We start from the raw sequence: 18,300 nt of genomic DNA on the forward strand, positions 1-18,300 counted from the left end.
TTACCCACGCGTCTATCAAAAGGAGCAACAGATGGACAGCAAGACACTCGCGGCCAGCGCCGGCGAGGCCGGTCACACCGGCGATATCGGAGACCCTGGCGACATCAGCGAAAGGGCCATCGCCGCCCAGCCTCTTTCCTGGTATGCCGAAGCCGGTCCGCGCGCGCGCCGCGCGTTCTGGAGCTGCAAAGTGGGCTACATGCTCGACGGCATGGACACGCAGATGCTGTCTTTCGTGATTCCCACGCTCGTCGCCACCTGGGGTATTTCGCTGGGCGACGCGGGCTTCATCGGCACGCTGACGCTGCTTTCGTCGGCGCTCGGCGGCTGGATCGCCGGTATTCTCTCGGACCGCATCGGCCGCGTGCGCACGCTGCAACTCACCGTGCTCTGGTTCGCGGTCTTCACGGGACTGTGCGGGCTCGCGCAGAATTACGGCCAGTTGCTCGCCGCGCGTGCGCTGATGGGCTTCGGCTTCGGCGGCGAATGGACCGCCGGCGCCGTGCTGATCGGCGAAGTGATCCGCGCGCGCGACCGCGGCAAGGCCGTGGGCCTCGTGCAGTCGGGCTGGGCGCTCGGCTGGGGCATGGCCGCGCTGCTTTATGCGGTGCTGTTCTCGGTGATGGCGCCCGAAATCGCGTGGCGCGCGCTGTTCCTGGTCGGCCTCGTGCCCGCGCTGCTCGTGCTCGTGATTCGCCGATATGTGAAGGAACCCGAAGTATTCGAGCAGGCGAAGGCCGCGCAGCAGGATGTACAGGATACCCCGCGTTTTACCGAGATTTTCTCGCCGAAACTGCTTTCCACGACGCTGCGCGCCGCGCTGCTGACCACGGGCGCGCAAGGCGGCTACTACGCGATTACCACGTGGCTGCCGACTTTTCTCAAGACCGAGCGCCACCTCACCGTGATGGGCACCGGCGGCTATCTCGCGATGATCATCGTGGGGTCCTATGTGGGCTATCTGTCGAGCGCGTGGCTCACGGACCGGCTCGGCCGCAAGCCCAACTTCATCCTTTTCGCGGTGGGCTCGATGGCGATCGCTTTCGCCTACACGTCGCTGCCGCTCACGAACGGCTCGATGCTGTGGCTCGGGTTTCCGCTCGGCTTCTTTGCCTCGGGCATCTTCTCGGGCATGGGCGCGTTTCTCACCGAACTCTTTCCCACCCGCGTGCGCGGTTCCGGCCAGGGCTTTTGCTACAACGTGGGCCGCGCGATCGGGGCGCTGTTTCCGGTGCTGATCGGCGCGCTCTCGAAGCAATTCGGCCTTGGCCCGAGCATCGGCATGTTCGCCGTGGCGGCCTATGGCGTGCTGATCGTCGCAGCGCTCACGCTGCCCGAGACACGCGGCCGCGAGCTGGAATCGGCCTGACTTCCACGCCTGGATCGAATACGCCCGTACTTGCTTCAACATATATCGTTATCCTAATCTATATTGCACCATGACTCACGATCACGACGCTTGCACCCCGTCCCGCTGGCAATTCTGGATCGACCGCGGCGGCACGTTCACCGACATCGTCGCGCGCCGTCCCGATGGCACGCTCACCACGCACAAGCTGCTCTCCGAGAACCCCGAGCAATACCGCGATGCGGCCGTTGCCGGTATCCGCCATCTGCTCGGGCTGCGTGCCGATCAACCGATCACGCCGCGCGAGGTCGAGATGGTCAAGATGGGCACGACGGTCGCTACGAACGCGCTGCTCGAACGCAAGGGCGAACCGGTCGCGCTCGTGACCACGCGCGGGTTTCGCGACGTATTGCGCATCGCGTATCAGAACCGTCCGCGCCTGTTCGACCTCGACATTGCGCTGCCTGAAGCGCTGTACGAGCGCGTGGTCGAAATCGACGAACGCGTGAGCGCGCAGGGCGAGCTGGTCGCGCCGCTCGATCTGGCCGGTGCGCAAGCCGCGCTGCGCGAAGTCTACGACACGGGCATTCGCGCGCTCGCAATCGTGCTGATTCATGGCTACCGCCACACCGCGCACGAGCGCGAACTCGCGGATCTGGCGCGAGCTATCGGCTTCACGCAGGTCTCGACATCGCATGAAGTTTCGCCGCTCATGAAGATGGTCTCGCGCGGCGACACCACCGTGGTCGACGCCTATCTCTCGCCGATCCTGCGCCGCTACGTCGATCAGGTCGCGAGCGAGATGCCCGGTGTGAATCTGCAGTTCATGCAGAGCAGCGGCGGGCTCACGCGGGCGGACCGCTTCCAGGGCAAGGACGCGATTCTCTCGGGCCCGGCGGGCGGCATCGTCGGCATGGTGCGCGCGGCGCAGGCAGCGGGCTTCGAGCGCGTGATCGGCTTCGACATGGGTGGCACGTCCACCGACGTCTCGCATTTCAACGGCGAGTTCGAGCGCGTGTTCGAAACGCAGGTGGCCGGCGTGCGCATGCGCGCGCCCATGATGAGCATTCACACCGTGGCCGCGGGCGGCGGCTCGGTGCTGGGCTTCGACGGCGCGCGGCTGCGTGTCGGACCCGATTCGGCGGGCGCCAATCCCGGCCCGTGCGCGTACCGGCGCGGCGGCCCGCTCACGGTAACCGACTGCAACGTCATGCTCGGCAAGATCCAGCCCGACTATTTCCCGCACGTGTTCGGCCCGCACGCGAACGAGGCGCTCGACCGTGACGCCGTGGTGGCGCGCTTCAATGCACTCGCCGATGCAATCTTCGCGGCCACCGGGCAACGCCGCACGCCCGAGGAAATCGCCGAGGGCTATCTGGAGATCGCGATCGGCAGCATGGCGAACGCCATCAAGAAGATCTCGGTGCAGCGTGGCCACGATGTTTCGCAGTACGTGCTAACGACCTTCGGCGGCGCGGGCGGCCAGCACGCGTGCGGCGTGGCGGACGCGCTCGGCATGAGCCGCGTGTTCTCGCATCCGCTCGCGGGCGTGCTCTCGGCGTTCGGCATGGGACTCGCCGATCAGACCGCGATGCGCGAGCGCGCGCTCGAAATCGTGCTCGAAGACGCGTCGCTCGCAAGCATCGACGCCGCGCTCGATGCGCTCGCGCAGGAGGCGAGCGGCGCACTGCTCGAACAGGGCGTGGAGGCCGCGCGCATCACCACGGCGCGGCGCGTGCATCTGCGTTATCAGGGCACCGATTCGGCGCTTGCGGTGAATGCCGGCAGCGTGCAAGCGATGCGCGCGGCGTTCGAAGCCGCTTACCGGCAACGCTACGCATTCCTGATGCCGGGTACGCCGCTCGTGGTGGAGCTCGCTTCGGTCGAGGCCATCGGTCATTCGGACGCGCAGGCCGTGACGGGCACGCTCGCGCCGCGCGAGGCGGGCGACGCTCCAGTGGCTCAGGCGCGCGTGCGGCTCTATTCGGGCGGCCGCTGGCACGACGCGTCGCTCTATCTGCGCAACGCACTCAGGGCCGGCGACGTGCTCGATGGTCCCGCGATCATCGCCGAGAAGAACGGCACCACCGTGGTCGAGCCGGGCTGGCAGGGGGCGCTGACCGGGCAGGGCAATGTCGTGATGACGCGCGTGCTGCCGTTGCCCACGCGCCGCTCGATCGGCACCGAGGCCGACCCTGTTCGGCTCGAAATCTTCAACAACCTCTTCATGTCGATCGCCGAACAGATGGGGCTGCGCCTGCAAAACACGGCGTATTCGGTGAACATCAAGGAGCGGCTCGACTTCTCGTGCGCGATCTTCGACGCAGCGGGCAACCTGATCGCGAATGCGCCGCACATGCCGGTGCATCTCGGATCGATGGGCGAGAGCATCAAGACCGTCATCGAGCGCAATCGCGGCAAGATGCGCGACGGCGACGTGTTCATGCTCAACGACCCGTATCACGGCGGCACGCACCTGCCCGACGTGACGGTCATCACGCCCGTGTTCGCCGATGGCAGCGAGGCGCCGCTGTTCTACGTGGGCTCGCGCGGCCATCACGCGGACATCGGCGGCATCACGCCGGGCTCGATGCCGGCGGCCTCGCAGCATATCGAAGAGGAGGGCGTGCTCATCGACAACTGGCAGCTTGTCACCGCTGGCGCGCTGCGCGAGCGCGAAACGCGCGCGTTGCTGGCCTCGGGCCGCTATCCGGCGCGCAACGTCGATCAGAACATGGCCGATCTGCGCGCGCAGGTTGCCGCGAACCAGAAGGGCGTGGACGAATTGCGCCGCATGGTCGCGCAGTTCGGCCGCGACGTGGTGCTCGCGTTCATGCAGCACGTGCAGGACAACGCGGAAGAAGCGGTGCGCCGCGTGATCGGCGCGCTCAAGGACGGTGCGTATCGCTACGAGCTCGACAACGGCGCCGTGATCGAGGTGGCGATACGCGTAGATGCGCAAACGCGTAGCGCCGCAATCGACTTCAGCGGTACTTCGGCGCAACTGCCGAACAACTTCAACGCGCCGAAGGCCGTGTGCATGGCGGCGGTGCTTTATGTATTCCGCACGCTCGTGGGCGACGACATCCCGCTCAACGCGGGCTGCCTCAAGCCGCTCACGGTGACGGTGCCCGAGCGCTCGATGCTCAATCCCGCGTATCCGGCGGCGGTGGTGTCGGGCAATGTCGAGACCTCGTCGGCGATCACGAATGCACTCTATGGCGCGCTGGGCATCGTGGCGTCGAGCCAGGGCACGATGAACAACTTCACCTTCGGCGATGCGCGTTACCAGTACTACGAAACAATTGCGGGTGGCAGCGGCGCAGGCGAGGGCTTCAGCGGCGCCGATGCGGTGCAGACCCACATGACCAATTCGCGCCTGACCGATCCCGAAGTGCTCGAATGGCGTTATCCGGTGCGGCTCGAATCGCATTTGATCCGCGCGGAGTCGGGTGGTGGAGGACGCTGGCACGGCGGCAACGGCGCCGTCCGGCGCATCCGCTTCCTCGCGCCGATGACGGCTTCGATCCTCTCGAACAACCGCATCCACGCGCCGTTCGGCGCAGCCGGTGGGCGCCCCGGTCGCGCGGGAAGCAACCGCGTCGAGCGCGCGGACGGCGAGATCGTGGCGCTCGGCCATATCGCGAGCGTGGAAATGGGCGCGGGTGACGTCTTCGTGGTCGAGACGCCAGGAGGGGGCGGCTACGGGCACGCGTAAGCGTGTAGCGGTGCGCCTGCATGGGCACCGCGCAGCATGAACGAATGTTCATCCGCTTGAGGCCGGCATGAGAGACGAAGGCGCCTAGTCTGCGGTTACAGCCGATCGAAGACGAAGACCCACGGCTGCTTCGACTCTCATGACATGGAGACAGGCCATCATGAACGCGACCTTCAAGCGCTCGATTCCACTCATTCCGCTCGTGCTGTTGACGGCGAGTTCGCTCGCGTGCGCCGCCGGCCATCTGACGCCGCAGCAGTGCAACAGCTATCCGTTCAAGCCGACGCACGGCGCGCTTTCGAGCGATGACGTGGCGCGCGAATTGAACGAACTGGTGTCGGTGGGCTATCGGCCCGGCACCGACAACTATTCGCCCGATATCGCCGACGCCCGTGCGAAGCTCAACGCCGAATACGCGAAGGATTGCGCGCCGGGGCAGGCCGCGACGAGCCAGTCGGCAACGGGCGCGGCCACGAACGCTTCCACGAGCGGCTAAGCCGCGAATCGCGGCCCACGTCGCATCCCAATCCCACCGTCGTTCCTTGGTCCGCCGTCACAAAACTTAAAAGCAGCGCCGGTATGCTTCGGCGTTGCCTTGCCGCCGCGTGTGTGTATGCGTGTGCGCGCAAGGCCATGCTCGGGCCGCTCCTCGAGCCGTTGTTGTGCCTCTATCTGTGCCTCGATCTGGACGGAGACTTCGATGACGGTCGAATTCATGCCGGCGCGTCCGCTTTTCAGCGGTGCGCCGCGCAAACGTTTGCGTTTGCCGGGCGAGTTTTCCATGGTGCGCACGCTCGCCGCGCTGCTCGCGTGCATATTAGTTGCGTGCGCAACGACATCGTGCGATGACCACGCCGCTGACGCACGCGTCGCGCTCACCACCCGCGCCGCGCGCGAGCTCGCGCAAACGCAGCCCGCGGCAGGGCAAGACGCGCCGCCCAATACGCCGCAAGACACGCCGCAAGACGCAGCGATGCCTGCTGCCGCATCCGGCTCGCCTCCGCCGAATTTAGCCGATGGCGCAAATGACGCCGCTGCGCTTGCTGCGCGCGCGGTGCGCTCGCCGGCGCGGCCCGGCGCTGCCGACGTCGACCGCGCCGCGACCGATGCCGCCAACGTGCCGCTCGTCCCTCCCGTGATTCACACCGCTGACTGACGCACCAGGCCGCGCGAAGCCGCGCCGCTTGCCGTCCCGTCTTTCGACGCAGCGTCGCGCGTGCATTCTCAACCTCAAGATGGAAACCAGAATATGACTTCGAGAAGCCGCCGTGACTTTCTCCGCGCCGCCGCGATGAGCGCCGGTTCGGCCACCGCCGTGACGATGCTGCCGCAGGGTATCCGCAACGCACTCGCGATTTCCGCCAACAATCGCACGGGCAGCATTCGCGATGTCGAGCACATCGTGATTCTCATGCAGGAGAACCGGTCGTTCGATCATTACTTCGGCACGCTGCGCGGCGTGCGCGGCTTCGGCGACACGCGCGCGATTACGCTGCCCAGCGGCCAGCCTGTATGGAACCAGCCGCTCGCCGCCGGCATGGGCGAAGTCCTGCCGTTCCATCCCACGGCGGCCAACCTCGGACTGCAGTTCATCCAGGATCTGCCGCACGACTGGACCACGACGCATGCCGCCTGGAACGGCGGCCGCTACGATCAGTGGGTGCCCGCCAAGGGCACGACGACGATGGCCTACCTCACGCGGGACGACATCCCGTTCCACTACCAGCTCGCCGACGCCTTCACGATCTGCGACGCGTACCACTGCTCGACGATGACCGCGACCGACCCGAACCGCTATTACATGTGGACCGGCTGGGTGGGCAACGACGGCAGCGGTGGCGGCCCGGTGATCGACAACGCGGAAGCGGGCTATGGCTGGTCCACGTATCCGGAAGTGCTGCAGAACGCGGGCATCTCGTGGAAGATCTATCAGGACGCGGGCGAAGGGCTGTACGCGAAGGGCTCGTGGGGCTGGACCGGCGACAATCCGTACATCGGCAATTACGGCGACAACTCGCTGCTGTATTTCCATCAATACCAGAATGCGCAGCCGGGCAACCCGCTCTACGACCGCGCGCGCACGGGCACGAACGTGTTTTCGGGCGGCACCTACTTCGATGTCCTCAAGCAGGACGTGCAGAGCAACGCGCTGCCGCAGGTCTCGTGGATCGTCGCACCCGAAGCGTATTCCGAGCATCCGAACTGGCCCGCGAATTACGGCGCGTGGTATGTCGACCAGGTGCTGCAGATCCTCACGTCGAACCCCGAGGTGTGGAGCAAGACCGTGTTGCTCGTCAATTACGACGAGAACGACGGCTTCTTCGATCACGTCGCGCCGCCGTTTCCACCCGCATCGAGCGCCAACGGACTCTCGACGGTGGACACCGTCAACGAGATTTTCCAGGGCAACAGCACATACGCAGCGGGCCCGTACGGCCTCGGGCCGCGCGTGCCGATGCTGGTCGTCTCGCCGTGGTCGCGTGGCGGCTGGGTCTGCTCGGAGACCTTCGACCATACGTCGGTGATCCGCTTTATCGCGAAGCGTTTTGGCGAGCACCACGACCTGAGCGAACCGAATATCACGCCGTGGCGCCGCGCCGTGTGCGGGGACCTCACTTCGGCGTTCGACTTCGCCACGCCCAATGCCGCGATTCCCGCGCTGCCTTCCACGAGCGGCTACGCGCCGCCCGATCGCAGTCGCCACCCGGACTATGTGCCGCTGCCGCCTGCTATTGGCAGCGTGCCGAAGCAGGAGAGCGGCGTGCGTCACGCACGTGCGCTGCCCTATGAGCTATTCGTGCGTTTCGACGCGAACGGCGCCTCGGGCAACGCGGGCGTGCACTTCACCAACACGGGGCGTGCCGGTGCGGTGTTTCTCGTTTATACGGCGGGCAGTCCCGATGCGCCGCGCAGCTATACGGTGGAAGCGGGCAAGCGTCTCGAAGACACGTTCGCGATGAGCTTGACGGGTGCGTACGACTTTACCGTGCATGGACCGAATGGCTTCTTACGCCGCTTCGCGGGCAAGCAAGTGCGCATGAACTGGTTGGGTGGCACCACCGCGCGCCCCGAAGTCGCCGAAGAGTACGACGCGGCGAACGGCAATCTGCAATTGAGCCTGCGGAATACGGGTAATACGCAATGCCGGTTTACGGTCGTCAATGCGTATGACGCGGGTACGAAGATCGAGCGTAGTGTGCGTGGTGGTGAGGTCGAGCAGGTTTATCTCGATCTGCGCAACGCTTGGGGATGGTACGACCTGACGATTACCGTCGATAGCGATGCGAGCTTCGTGCGCCGCATTGCAGGGCATGTGGAGACGGGGCGGTCGAGTTTTAGTGATCCGGTGTTGGGGGGCTGAGGTGTTTGGGGTGATGTGTGCGCGGCGATTCGCTGGCGTCAGGTTGTTAAAGCCGCAAGAGGTCATTGGTGAAGCGTTGCGGCTAGCGTCACCCCAGCCACAAATTGTACGACGTAAGTAGTCCGAACGTGCTTGAATTTTGCGGCATGCGCACCGGCTACTTCCACTTCGCTCCGAGCGTCTCCAACCCCGCTTTCTGCAGGTCTTCGGGCACCATCACGACGCGAAACTCGCAGTCGGCGTTGAACGTGAGAAACCACGGCTCGACCAACGCGGGAATCTGCGATGGCTCGTCAAGGTTGACGACCAGGATGGCTCCGCGCCCTCCGCTTTGCTCCGTGAAATAGGCGGCTTCCGGCTTCGTCTCTTCAAGTATCTTCGCCATCACTCCCCCGATGGTGCCGTCGCGCACAAAAGCGTTGAACGGCTCGTGGGGAATTCGTATGTTGAGAAGCATGCGCATGATCGTTCTCCTTGCCTGAGGCCATGAAAAGCGCTTGAAGCATAAGAGATATCCGAGGCTGCTTTAGTGGGCTCGGCAACATTGCCTCACGTATTGGCGAGCATCGACCCGAAAGGGACGTTTGCGATTTCCGATAGCAGCCATTCCTCCCAAGGCGTCACAGCGGAGGTCTGACTTGATCGTGCCGTGGTAACGTAAAAACCATCGCGACCTGAACAGGAAGGGATCAAGATGATTTCGCATGTCTTCGCAGGCGTTAATGACTTTGAACGTGCCTTCAAATTCTATTCGGCCGTTGTGGGAGAACTGGGGTACAAACTGTAGTTTTGTGAACCCGAAAAGCTGTGGGCAGGTTGGATGGCTGAGGGAATAGCGCGGCCGCTCTTGATTATCGGCAGGCCGTATGATGGCAACCGGGCGGAGCCCGGAAACGGTCAAATGGTGGCGTTGCTTGCACCTGATCGCCGTTCGGTCGATCACGCATACGTTAGTCCGGAGAAGAAATGAACGAATCACACAAACTCACCTGCCTGTACGGTGCGATCACAGTCGACCTGACCGGCGAACCAGCAGCGTTAGCGAACTGCCATTGTCAGACATGCCGCGACTTCTACGGCACGTCGATGCTTTCCGCCACGGCATGGCCGGCCGCTAGCGTCGTGACAAACGGTGCGCTACAGACGTTCCAGCACCCACATAAACAAATGTCGCGATCCTTCTGTCCGGCATGCGGCGAGACGCTATTCGGCACGAACCGCCTGAACATGCGCGTCGTGCCCAACAGCTTGCTTGCGCGCGCCCATGGCGGGACGTTGCCAGCAAACAGGCAACCCACGATGCACCTGTTCTACCAGCAACGCGTGATCGACGTGAGCGACGCGCTACCCAAGTATCTCGATGGATGGGACGGGCCAGTGTATGAAGAAGGCGCTTGATCAGAGCAAGCAGGCTACTCAGCCTTCCCCCTTCGCCTCCCGCTCCAGCAAACCGAGCAACACCCTCGCCGCCTCGCTCATCAGACCAACATCGCGATGCACGATACCAACGTCGCGATGAAACGTATGATGGCCGAGATCGATCGCGCGCACCTTGGCCGGCCAGCGCCGCCAGGTGGCAGTCTGCGGAACGAGGGCGATGCCCACGCCGTTCTCCACGAGCTTCACGATGGCCTCCAGTTCGTCGAGTTCGCACACATCCTGCACGGTCAACTGCATGCGCCGCAAAAAACGGTCGACCTGGCGGCCGCCGAACGACGCGCGGTCATAGCGGATATACGGCCGCGTAGCGATCAACTCCATCCAGTCGCTGCCTTTCACGCCGCGCGGCACGATCAATCGATAGGGCTCCTGTGCGAGCGGTGTCCAGCGCATATCGCTCTGGAGTGCGAACGGTGGACGAATGATGGCGGCCAGATCGATTTCACCGGCGTCGACGAGATTGAGGAGCTCCATCGACACTCCCGGAATCACGCGTGTGCTCGCGCCGGGACATTGCCTGCGCAATACCGCGAGCGCGTCGGGCAGCAATGTGCGTTGCACCGAGGCAATCGCGCCGATATTGATCCGCACGGCCACAGCCGGGTCCACGGTCACGGCGCTCAGGTTGCCGTAGAGCCGGATCACCTCCTGCGCCTGCACGAGAATCTGCTGACCGCGCGCGTTCAGGCGCGCGTTGCGCCCTTCACGGTCGAATAGCGGAAAACCGAGCTCGGCTTCGAGGCGCTGCATCTGCGCGCTCACGGCGGCCTGCGTAAGGCCGATCCGGTTGCCGGCGGCAGCAAATGTACCCTCTCGGGCGACGGCAATCAGCGTCTTTAGCTCGCGGATCATTCACAAATTCCATTTGTGTATGGCGAAATTATATATTGATTTTATTTTTCAACTGCGCCGTCTATGATGGCCCGACAAAACGACAGCGCAAAACGAGCACGAAGCGAGCACAACACGTATTGCATGGCGAATATGGAGCGAACCATGAGTCTTTCCCCCTTTCACCTGGCCATTCCCGTCTACGACCTTCCCGCCGCGCGCGACTTCTATGGCCGCGTATTCGGTCTGGAAGAAGGCCGCTCGAGCGACCATTGGGTCGACTTCGACTTTTTCGGCCATCAACTGGTGATTCACGAGCACCCGAAAACCGCCTCGCAGGAAAGCGCGCATACGAACGCGGTGGACGGCCACGACGTGCCGGTGCCGCATTTCGGCGTGGTGCTGGAATGGAGTCTGTGGGAAGCGCTCGCGCAGCGGCTGCGCGAGTTCGGCGCGCAATTCGTGATCGAGCCGTATATCCGCTTTCAGGGGCAGGTGGGCGAGCAGGCCACCATGTTCCTGTTCGATCCGTGCGGCAATGCGCTCGAATTCAAGGCGTTCAAGGACGTCGGGCAGCTTTTCGCCAAGTGAGTTCTGGCGCTGCCCGCGTCGGTTCTATCAGCCCTGTGCGATGAAGTTGCGCACGTGGGTATTGAAGAGATCGGCGTGCGTGGCGTTCATGCCGTGCGTCGCGCCTTTCATCGTGATGCGCTGCGCGAAGTCGATCCACTCGTCGAGCGCCTCGACGTTGTTGCGGAACATCAGCGGGCTGCGCTGGCCGTCGATCAGCAGCGTGCGGCACTTGATGTCCGCAGCGGGGCGACGCGTGTAAGCGGGCAGCGGGTCGACCAGTTGCTTGGGCAGCGTCGTCGCGTTGGCGATGGCCATTGCGCGGAAGGCGTGCGGGCTTTTGCGCCAGGCGCCCGGCATGCTCACGGAATCGACGAACAGCTCGAGCCCGTCTTCCAGCTCGCCGCGCTCAATGAGATCGGCCGCGCGCGTGCGCAGTGCGTTGGTGGCGGGCGGCAGCACGTCTTCGTCGTCTTCGAGGCGGCGCAGCGGGCCACCCGGATCGGCCAGCACGAGCGTGCGCACGAGGCGCGGATAGCGGCGCGCAAGGTGGTAGGCGATCGAGCCGCCGCGCGAATGACCCACCAGATGCACCGATTCGAGCCCCATCGAGACGATGAAATCGGCCAGTTCGTGCAGATGGCTTTCCCAGCCGAATTCGCCCTGGATGCAGGCGTCGGCGGCCGGCCAGTAATGGCTGAGGCTCGGCGCGATGCAGCGGAAATCGTCCGCGAGACCGTCGAGCTGCGGCGCCCAGTAGCGGTAGTCGCACAGCGAGCCATGCACGAACAGCAGCGGCTCACCAGTCCCCCGTTCGAGGTACGGCAGAACGACGCCCGAATCCAGCGTCGCGAACGACAGGTCGGGCGCAGCAAGTAGGGACGGGTCGATGCGTTGGTTCACGGAGATCACTCCAGTCGCGGAGATGACACTTTGCCGCATGGTCGCCCTTAAGGGAAACGCAATAAATTGAACGTTGCTATCAGGTTTTCTGATTGAAATATGGATGAAAGCTTGTGGGGTGGGGTGTCCTCCGGAAAAATAAAGCTTTCTCCGCTGCTGGAAAGCAGCCGTAATGTGGAGGGGTAAAGCTGCTCTGAAAGCCCCACCCAGCCTGGCCGGAAAGGCTATTAACTGTATGCCTGCGGCGAGTTCCAACTTGGGCTGAAGTTACCCCCTGAATCACCCCAAGTTTTTCGTATTCTGTCCCTGTTGGCGGACCATGCTTCCACGCCGTCGACAGCCGCCTTTCCTCCTCCGAGCGCAGTCAAACGCGCCCGCGGCCCCACATTGAAGTGCAGTCCCATCTGACGGGTGCACAACCGTGCGGGCACATCCTACGAGCAATAGCACCCTAGCCATTACCTTCGTGGGACGAGGCCGTGGGTTATCGCTAACCACTTATAGGTCGGAGACAGCGTCGTTCGTCGCGCGGAAGTCACGTTCACCAGGTGGAGCAGTTCAAACTCGATGAAAAGCGCTATACGGATAGCAGTCCATTGCTGGATTGACTACATCTATAGGCGATAGCGACAGAGAAAAACGGAATGGATGAAATCGATGTGTTCTTCAATGCTGCGTGGTGAAGGTCCACGGCGATTATCTGGATACTAGGATTCGAAACACGCCGTCGGAGCTGGAAAGCTATGCCCCGGAGATGAACACGTTTCTCGACCGCGTGTTCGATGAGTTTGGTCTCGTCGTATGCGGCTGGTCCGCAGATTGGGATACGGCGCTCCGCGCGTCGATTGAACGCGCGCCCTCGCGTCGTTACTCGCTGTACTGGGCCTACCGTGGTGCGCTGGGAGACGCGGCGCAAGCTCTGCTGACACTTCGCGCGGGGCACCATTTTACGATTGCTGGAGCCGACCAGTTCTTCGAAGAGCTAGCGTCGAAGGTGGAGGCAATCGAGGAGTTCAGCAAGCCACATCCGCTGTCCAAAGAGATTGCTGTAGTTTCGGTGAAGCGCTATCTGAGCGAACCCGTACACCGTATCCGGTTGGCGGACCTCGTTGAAAACCTCGCACTCGACCTGTCTTCCAAGCTGCAGGCCGGACCGTTCTCCGACACATCGAGCGTTGCAACGGTCGATACGGTGACGCATCGGGTAAGGACGTACGATGCGATGACCTCGACGTTGGTCTCAGTCGCCGCCACATGCGGCCGATGGGGCGACATCGGAGCGGCGGTCGCAGTGCGCCGCGCACTTGAACGTATATACGCAGCAAGGGCCAGTCAAGGGGGAAATCTGTGGCTCTGCTACCAAAATTATCCAGCGACGCTCGTTGCTTACGCAACGCTGATGGGGGCGTCACTCGGCGACAACTTGTTGGCGATGTCGCCGATTTTTGAAGGCAAGGCGCGCCACCATAATTCAGAAGTATCCTTTGGGGGCATGTTCCCGCCGACGTACTTTCTGGAGCATGCGAAAGAATGGGGCCAACTGCTTCAGGGGATGGAGCACCGGTATGCGCCGGTGAGTGACTGGATTCAGTGCACCCTCTGGGAACAGTTGGGCAGCGAGTTCGTGTCCCGTGGGGAGTTTGAAACACATTTCGACTGGGTCGAAGTTGTCCTCGCGCTTGTATGGCGGAAAAGCATGGCTGCGGATGATTCTTATGTGTGGTTTCCGCCGGGCAGTTTCGGGTACCGCTATTCTGGTCGAGATGCAGCGCTCGCTCGTATCTCATCCTCGCTCAAAGAAAATCGCCAACCAACAGGCACTGGGGATGATGGCGTTGCGGTCGAGGCTAATCATTAGCATGATGGTCGATGCGAAGCCGAGCAGCGGAAAGACCACGTAACTGAAGCAGTTCTTCGAACTCGTCTGCTTCTGTGCTTGCCAATCGCATTTCAGTCGGTTACTTTGCTGCCCGGCGGCCAACAGCGTAAGCTACGCGCTCACCCAGTGCACTAGCGGTTTCCGAAGGACGCACATGGACACGGTAGAGGAGTGTGTCGTATATAAAGTAGCGGCTTTACTTCATTCGGCTACCGTCACACCGTCAATACCACGCTTGCGAACAGAGTCCGCAATAAAGCCGCCGCGCCTTAGCTCTGCCACATAGCTGTCGAGCCATGCCGCCGCTTCAGTTCCGCGTGCCTTGGTGGGTCGACGCTCACGAGGCTGCGGTTAGGTCTGATTTCACTTTGGCCAGACGAGTGCCGGAAAACGGGCCTTGCCTTCTGTCCTGAAACTGACGTCAACTCTTGTGATGAATGGCATTTTCCAGGACCGACCGCTGCCACTGTGACTGAATCACCGTCTTTTGCTATTCATGGACCAGTGAGCGGGAGCGTCGCCGCTTTCGTTCGAGGTATTGCTGCTGGCACTTTTTCGGGCAGCTTCAGGATGAAGGTTGTTCATCAGGGTCTCCCGATTGAGCGTGCCTGACCAGCTTGCGACCACTACCGTTGCGAGACTGTTGCCAATGGTATTGCACGTCGCGATTGCCATGGACATGAAGCGATAGACGCCGAAGATGATTGGCAACCCTTCGACGGGAAGAATGCCCGTGGAGGTGACCGTCGCAGCGAAGACAACGAACGAACCGCCAGATACCGTGGCCGCGCCTTTCGAGGTCAGCAGCATCAGCAGGAGTATGGCGATTTGCTGATGGAGCGTGATGGGTACGTTGTACGCGTGAGCGATGAACATGACCCCCATCGACATGAAAATCGAGGTGCCGTCCAGATTGAAGGCATAGCCCGTCGGCAAAACCAGTCCAACGGTCTGCTTCGCGCAGCCAAGCTGCTCGAGCTTGACGAGAAGTCGGGGCAGGGCACTTTCCGACGATGCTGTTCCAAGGACAATAAGGACTTCTTCCTTGATGTACCGCAGAAATCTCCACATGCTGAAACCAGCAAGGCGCGCGACGATGCCCATCACAACCGCAATGAACAGGATGATGACCGCATAGAAGCTCAGGACGAACTGCGCGAGCGCGACGAGCACCGCGGTGCCGTTGCTGCCGACTGCGTAGGCGATAGCGCCAAACGTGCCGAGCGGCGCAAGCTTCATGACGAGGTTGATGAAGGAAAAGAGCACATCGGAGACGAGGCCCAAGCCTTCGTTGATGCGCTGCCGGCGGCCCTCGGGAATCGCAAGAATGCCCACACCCACCATGATTGCGAGCACGACGACCTGCAACAGTTCGCCCTTCGCGAAGGCGCCGATGAAGTTGTTCGGAACCAGATGCATCACGAACTCGGTGAAGCCCTGCGGTTGTGCCTTCGTCGCCATGGCGGGAAGAATGCTTGCCGCCGTGGCGGTCATGCCATTGCCGATTTGCAGCAGATTGCCGGCAAGTAGTCCGACTGCGAGCGCGATAGTCGAAACGACCTCGAAGTAGACGATTGAACGCCAACCTACGCGCCCGGCACTTCGCACGTCCCCGGCGGACGCCACGCCATGCACGATGGTCAGGAAGACCAGTGGCGCGACCCCGGCCTTAATCAGGTCGAGAAAGATGTCGCCGAGAATCTTGAGCTGGGCGCCAAACTTCGGAAAGACCAGTCCCACCGCGATGCCGAGCCCCAGCGAGACCAGCACTTGCATGCCCAGGCGTCGATACCACGGCCGCTTTGTCTGCACGGTCGCGTTGTCGCGCATTGCGCTGTCGTTGTTCATGATGTGTGCTCCTCCACGATTCGGCGATTAAATCCGGCTGGACAGCTCAACGGCACGGTCGACCATCTGCGGCGCGAGGCCGAGATAGTTCGCGGGGTCCGTCATGCGTTCGATGGCGGCGCGGTCGAAGTGCTGGGTGACTGCGGGCAGGTCGGCGAGCGCGTCGGCGAGGGTGCCGCCGTGCTCGTTCACGGTGCGGCACGCGTCGTAGACGATGTCATGTGCCTGCTGCCGACCCGTGAACGGTGCCATCTGCATCATCACCGCCTCGGCGACGATGAGGCCCTTGCTGATGCCAAGGTTGTGCTTCATGCGCTCGGTGTCGACAATCAGGCCGCCGAGCGCGAACTTCGCCTGATGCAGCGCGCCCGAAGTCAGAATGAAACTCTCGGGAATCGCAATCCACTCGGCGTGCCAGGGGCCGGTTGCGCGCTCGAAGTCCTGAATCATGGCGTCGACCATGAGGCCAGCCTGCTGACGAACGGCTTTTGCGGCGGCCAGCATCAGTTCACTCGAAATCGGATTGCGTTTTTGGGGCATCGTGCTGCTCGCGCCGCGCCCCTTGACGAACGGCTCATAGACTTCGGCGAATTCGTTAGACGCCATAATCATGATGTCCGTCGCAATCTTGCCGAGCGACCCGGTCACGAGCGCGAGCAGATTGACGGCTTCCGCGAACCCGTCGCGCGCCACGTGCCATGTCGTTGCGGGAACACCGAGGTTCAGTTCTTCGGCCAGTGCAGCCTGGACTTCAAGGCCCTTGTCACCGAGCGACGCGAGCGTCCCGGCCGCGCCTGCGAATTCCACGACCGCGACGCGCGGGCGCAGCGCCACCAGGCGTTGCTGATGCCGGTCGAACATGGCGAGCCAGATTGCCGCCTTGTAGCCAAACGTGATGGGCAGCGCCTGCTGCAGATGGGTACGCCCGGCCATCGGCGTGTCGCGGTACTTGCGTGCCATGTCGACGAGAATCGCGCGCAGTTCGCGAATGTCGGCGTCGATGGAGTCGAGTGCGTCGCGGACCTGCAGCGCAACGGCGGTATCCATGATGTCCTGCGTGGTCGCACCCCAGTGGATGTAACGACCCGCATCCCCACACATGCCGACGAGCTGGTGCACGAGCGGGAGGATGGGATATCCGACGATATCGGTCTCCTCGCGCATGTGGTCGAAATCGATGCGCTCGATGGTCGACTCGCGGGCAATCTGCCCGGCGGCTTCGGCAGGGATGACGCCGACGCGTGCTTCCGCCTTCGCGAGCGCGACTTCCACGTCGATGTAGCGCTGGATAAGCGCATGGTCCGAGAAGATTGTCCGCATTTTTGCGGTGCCAAACGCGTCCCGGAACAGGATGGAATCAACAACGGTACTGGAGAAGGGAATCGCACGGCTCGTCATCTTGGACCTCTGCAAAGCGGGAGTACACGAAAAAGGTGACATACCAATAACCAAAAGCATCAATATGTCCGGACATATCTAAGATATTATGTCCGGACATGTGTTTCAAGCTATGATTAACCCTGGCGCCAACAGAACCATCGACGCACGACCGCGGAAATGAACAAACCTCACTTCGCCGACATCGCAAGAGACCTCACCGAGGCGATTGCCTCGGGCCGCCTGCCTGTGGGCACCTATCTGCCCACCGAACTCGAGCTGCGGGACCGGTACAACACGAGCCGCCACACCATCCGTGCGGCGCTCGCCGAACTGCAGCAACTTGGCCTCGTGTCGCGGCGCAAGAACGCGGGCACGCGTGTGGAGTCGGCGCGTCCTCGTAACGATTTCCGGCCATCGCTTGCGTCTATCGACGATGTCGTTCAGTTCGGCTCGGAGCATCGGCGGGTCGTGCAGTCAACCGGGGAGATTGCTGTGTCCGGTGCGCTTGCAAAGGTATTGCGCTGCGAGGAGGGCGAACAATGGCTGCGGGTGTCGAGCCTGCGTGTCGACCGGGACAACAGGCGCCCGCCAGTCGGCTGGACGGATGTCTACATTGATGCCGCGTACACCGACATTGCCGAAGAGGCGCGCGCCAATCCGGAGACGCTCATCAGTTCATTGATTGAGGCGCACTATGGCCGGTGTGTGACGGAAATCCAGCAAGACGTGCAGGCCGTGAGCGTCGATGCAAAGATGGCGGAACGCTTGCAGGTGGCGCCGGGGAGTCCGGCACTCGAGATTGTGCGCAGGTACATCGACTCGTCGGGAATCACGTTCGAGGTGTCGGTCAGCGTGCACCCCGCTGAGCGATTCTCGGTGTCAATGCGCCTGAGACGCGACGGCCCCGCTTCTGACTCGCATTGACTTCTGGAAGTCATGGTTTGTGAGGCGAGATACGCCCGCTCGGTGTGCTATCGCTCGTTGAGCGGCCGTGCTCAGGGAAGCCCCCAATCAGGAGGGCG

Annotated in this window: 14 protein-coding genes; 9 read left to right on the top strand and 5 right to left on the bottom strand. The window is 62.7% G+C overall.

Going from position 1 to position 18,300, the window contains the following annotated elements; genetic code table 11:
- Nucleotides 1-31: 31 nt before the first annotated feature.
- From U5775_RS35610 to U5775_RS35630, 5 genes are all read left to right on the top strand, one after another.
- Nucleotides 32-1,369: an MFS transporter gene (locus tag U5775_RS35610; RefSeq protein ID WP_322062824.1), complete on the top strand. Its 1,338-nt coding sequence runs from the start codon at nucleotides 32-34 to the stop codon at nucleotides 1,367-1,369.
- Nucleotides 1,370-1,439: 70 nt separating this feature from the next.
- Nucleotides 1,440-5,066, top strand: a complete 3,627-nt coding sequence (locus U5775_RS35615; protein WP_322062825.1) for a hydantoinase B/oxoprolinase family protein — start codon at nucleotides 1,440-1,442, stop codon at nucleotides 5,064-5,066.
- 160 nt (nucleotides 5,067-5,226) lie between these two features.
- On the top strand, nucleotides 5,227-5,562 hold the full coding sequence (locus U5775_RS35620) for a hypothetical protein (protein ID WP_322062826.1): 336 nt from the start codon (nucleotides 5,227-5,229) through the stop codon (nucleotides 5,560-5,562).
- 204 nt (nucleotides 5,563-5,766) lie between these two features.
- Nucleotides 5,767-6,222, top strand: a complete 456-nt coding sequence (locus U5775_RS35625) for a hypothetical protein (RefSeq protein ID WP_322062827.1) — start codon at nucleotides 5,767-5,769, stop codon at nucleotides 6,220-6,222.
- Nucleotides 6,223-6,315: 93 nt separating this feature from the next.
- Entirely contained in the window at nucleotides 6,316-8,427 is a 2,112-nt protein-coding gene (locus tag U5775_RS35630; protein WP_322062828.1) for a phosphocholine-specific phospholipase C, read from the top strand.
- Between the two features lie 157 nt (nucleotides 8,428-8,584).
- On the opposite strand, the gene U5775_RS35635 is transcribed toward U5775_RS35630, so the two are convergent.
- Nucleotides 8,585-8,890 (bottom strand): panthothenate synthetase, encoded by a 306-nt coding sequence (locus U5775_RS35635; RefSeq protein WP_322062829.1) that lies wholly within the window; start codon nucleotides 8,888-8,890, stop codon nucleotides 8,585-8,587.
- A 503-nt stretch (nucleotides 8,891-9,393) separates the two neighbouring features.
- Here U5775_RS35635 and U5775_RS35640 point away from each other — a divergent pair.
- Nucleotides 9,394-9,825 carry a GFA family protein gene (locus tag U5775_RS35640; RefSeq protein WP_322062830.1) on the top strand — a complete coding sequence of 144 codons (432 nt, stop codon included), beginning with the start codon at nucleotides 9,394-9,396 and terminating at the stop codon, nucleotides 9,823-9,825.
- An 18-nt stretch (nucleotides 9,826-9,843) separates the two neighbouring features.
- Here the strand turns inward: U5775_RS35640 and U5775_RS35645 are convergent, their stop codons facing one another.
- Nucleotides 9,844-10,719: a LysR family transcriptional regulator gene (locus tag U5775_RS35645; RefSeq protein ID WP_322062831.1), complete on the bottom strand. Its 876-nt coding sequence runs from the start codon at nucleotides 10,717-10,719 to the stop codon at nucleotides 9,844-9,846.
- Nucleotides 10,720-10,863: 144 nt separating this feature from the next.
- Here U5775_RS35645 and U5775_RS35650 point away from each other — a divergent pair, with 144 nt between their 5' ends.
- On the top strand, nucleotides 10,864-11,289 hold the full coding sequence (locus U5775_RS35650) for a VOC family protein (protein WP_322062832.1): 426 nt from the start codon (nucleotides 10,864-10,866) through the stop codon (nucleotides 11,287-11,289).
- A 27-nt stretch (nucleotides 11,290-11,316) separates the two neighbouring features.
- On the opposite strand, the gene U5775_RS35655 is transcribed toward U5775_RS35650, so the two are convergent.
- A complete protein-coding gene (locus U5775_RS35655; RefSeq protein WP_322062833.1) occupies nucleotides 11,317-12,171 on the bottom strand; it encodes an alpha/beta hydrolase in 855 nt (284 codons plus the stop codon).
- A gap of 754 nt (nucleotides 12,172-12,925) precedes the next feature.
- On the opposite strand from U5775_RS35655, the gene U5775_RS35660 reads away from it, so the two are divergent.
- Nucleotides 12,926-14,029 (top strand): hypothetical protein, encoded by a 1,104-nt coding sequence (locus tag U5775_RS35660; protein ID WP_322062834.1) that lies wholly within the window; start codon nucleotides 12,926-12,928, stop codon nucleotides 14,027-14,029.
- A 498-nt stretch (nucleotides 14,030-14,527) separates the two neighbouring features.
- On the opposite strand, the gene U5775_RS35665 is transcribed toward U5775_RS35660, so the two are convergent.
- Complete coding sequence (locus U5775_RS35665; RefSeq protein WP_322062835.1) at nucleotides 14,528-15,898, bottom strand: cation:dicarboxylate symporter family transporter; 1,371 nt, start codon at nucleotides 15,896-15,898, stop codon at nucleotides 14,528-14,530.
- 27 nt (nucleotides 15,899-15,925) lie between these two features.
- Nucleotides 15,926-17,296, bottom strand: a complete 1,371-nt coding sequence (locus U5775_RS35670) for an adenylosuccinate lyase family protein (protein ID WP_322062836.1) — start codon at nucleotides 17,294-17,296, stop codon at nucleotides 15,926-15,928.
- A 159-nt stretch (nucleotides 17,297-17,455) separates the two neighbouring features.
- On the opposite strand from U5775_RS35670, the gene U5775_RS35675 reads away from it, so the two are divergent.
- Nucleotides 17,456-18,202: a GntR family transcriptional regulator gene (locus U5775_RS35675; RefSeq protein WP_322062837.1), complete on the top strand. Its 747-nt coding sequence runs from the start codon at nucleotides 17,456-17,458 to the stop codon at nucleotides 18,200-18,202.
- Nucleotides 18,203-18,300: the final 98 nt, after the last annotated feature.

The sequence above is a fragment of the Paraburkholderia sp. J63 genome, assembly GCF_905220245.1.
GTDB lineage: Bacteria > Pseudomonadota > Gammaproteobacteria > Burkholderiales > Burkholderiaceae > Paraburkholderia.

What these genes read in the sequence shown, in the direction of transcription:
- U5775_RS35610 (WP_322062824.1), top strand. Translation starts at nt 32, where the DNA reads ATGGACAGCAAGACACTCGCGGCCAGCGCCGGCGAGGCCGGTCACACC.
- U5775_RS35615 (WP_322062825.1), top strand. Translation starts at nt 1,440, where the DNA reads ATGACTCACGATCACGACGCTTGCACCCCGTCCCGCTGGCAATTCTGG.
- U5775_RS35620 (WP_322062826.1), top strand. Translation starts at nt 5,227, where the DNA reads ATGAACGCGACCTTCAAGCGCTCGATTCCACTCATTCCGCTCGTGCTG.
- U5775_RS35625 (WP_322062827.1), top strand. Translation starts at nt 5,767, where the DNA reads ATGACGGTCGAATTCATGCCGGCGCGTCCGCTTTTCAGCGGTGCGCCG.
- U5775_RS35630 (WP_322062828.1), top strand. Translation starts at nt 6,316, where the DNA reads ATGACTTCGAGAAGCCGCCGTGACTTTCTCCGCGCCGCCGCGATGAGC.
- U5775_RS35635 (WP_322062829.1), bottom strand. Translation starts at nt 8,890, where the DNA reads ATGCGCATGCTTCTCAACATACGAATTCCCCACGAGCCGTTCAACGCT.
- U5775_RS35640 (WP_322062830.1), top strand. Translation starts at nt 9,394, where the DNA reads ATGAACGAATCACACAAACTCACCTGCCTGTACGGTGCGATCACAGTC.
- U5775_RS35645 (WP_322062831.1), bottom strand. Translation starts at nt 10,719, where the DNA reads ATGATCCGCGAGCTAAAGACGCTGATTGCCGTCGCCCGAGAGGGTACA.
- U5775_RS35650 (WP_322062832.1), top strand. Translation starts at nt 10,864, where the DNA reads ATGAGTCTTTCCCCCTTTCACCTGGCCATTCCCGTCTACGACCTTCCC.
- U5775_RS35660 (WP_322062834.1), top strand. Translation starts at nt 12,926, where the DNA reads ATGAACACGTTTCTCGACCGCGTGTTCGATGAGTTTGGTCTCGTCGTA.
- U5775_RS35665 (WP_322062835.1), bottom strand. Translation starts at nt 15,898, where the DNA reads ATGAACAACGACAGCGCAATGCGCGACAACGCGACCGTGCAGACAAAG.
- U5775_RS35670 (WP_322062836.1), bottom strand. Translation starts at nt 17,296, where the DNA reads ATGACGAGCCGTGCGATTCCCTTCTCCAGTACCGTTGTTGATTCCATC.
- U5775_RS35675 (WP_322062837.1), top strand. Translation starts at nt 17,456, where the DNA reads ATGAACAAACCTCACTTCGCCGACATCGCAAGAGACCTCACCGAGGCG.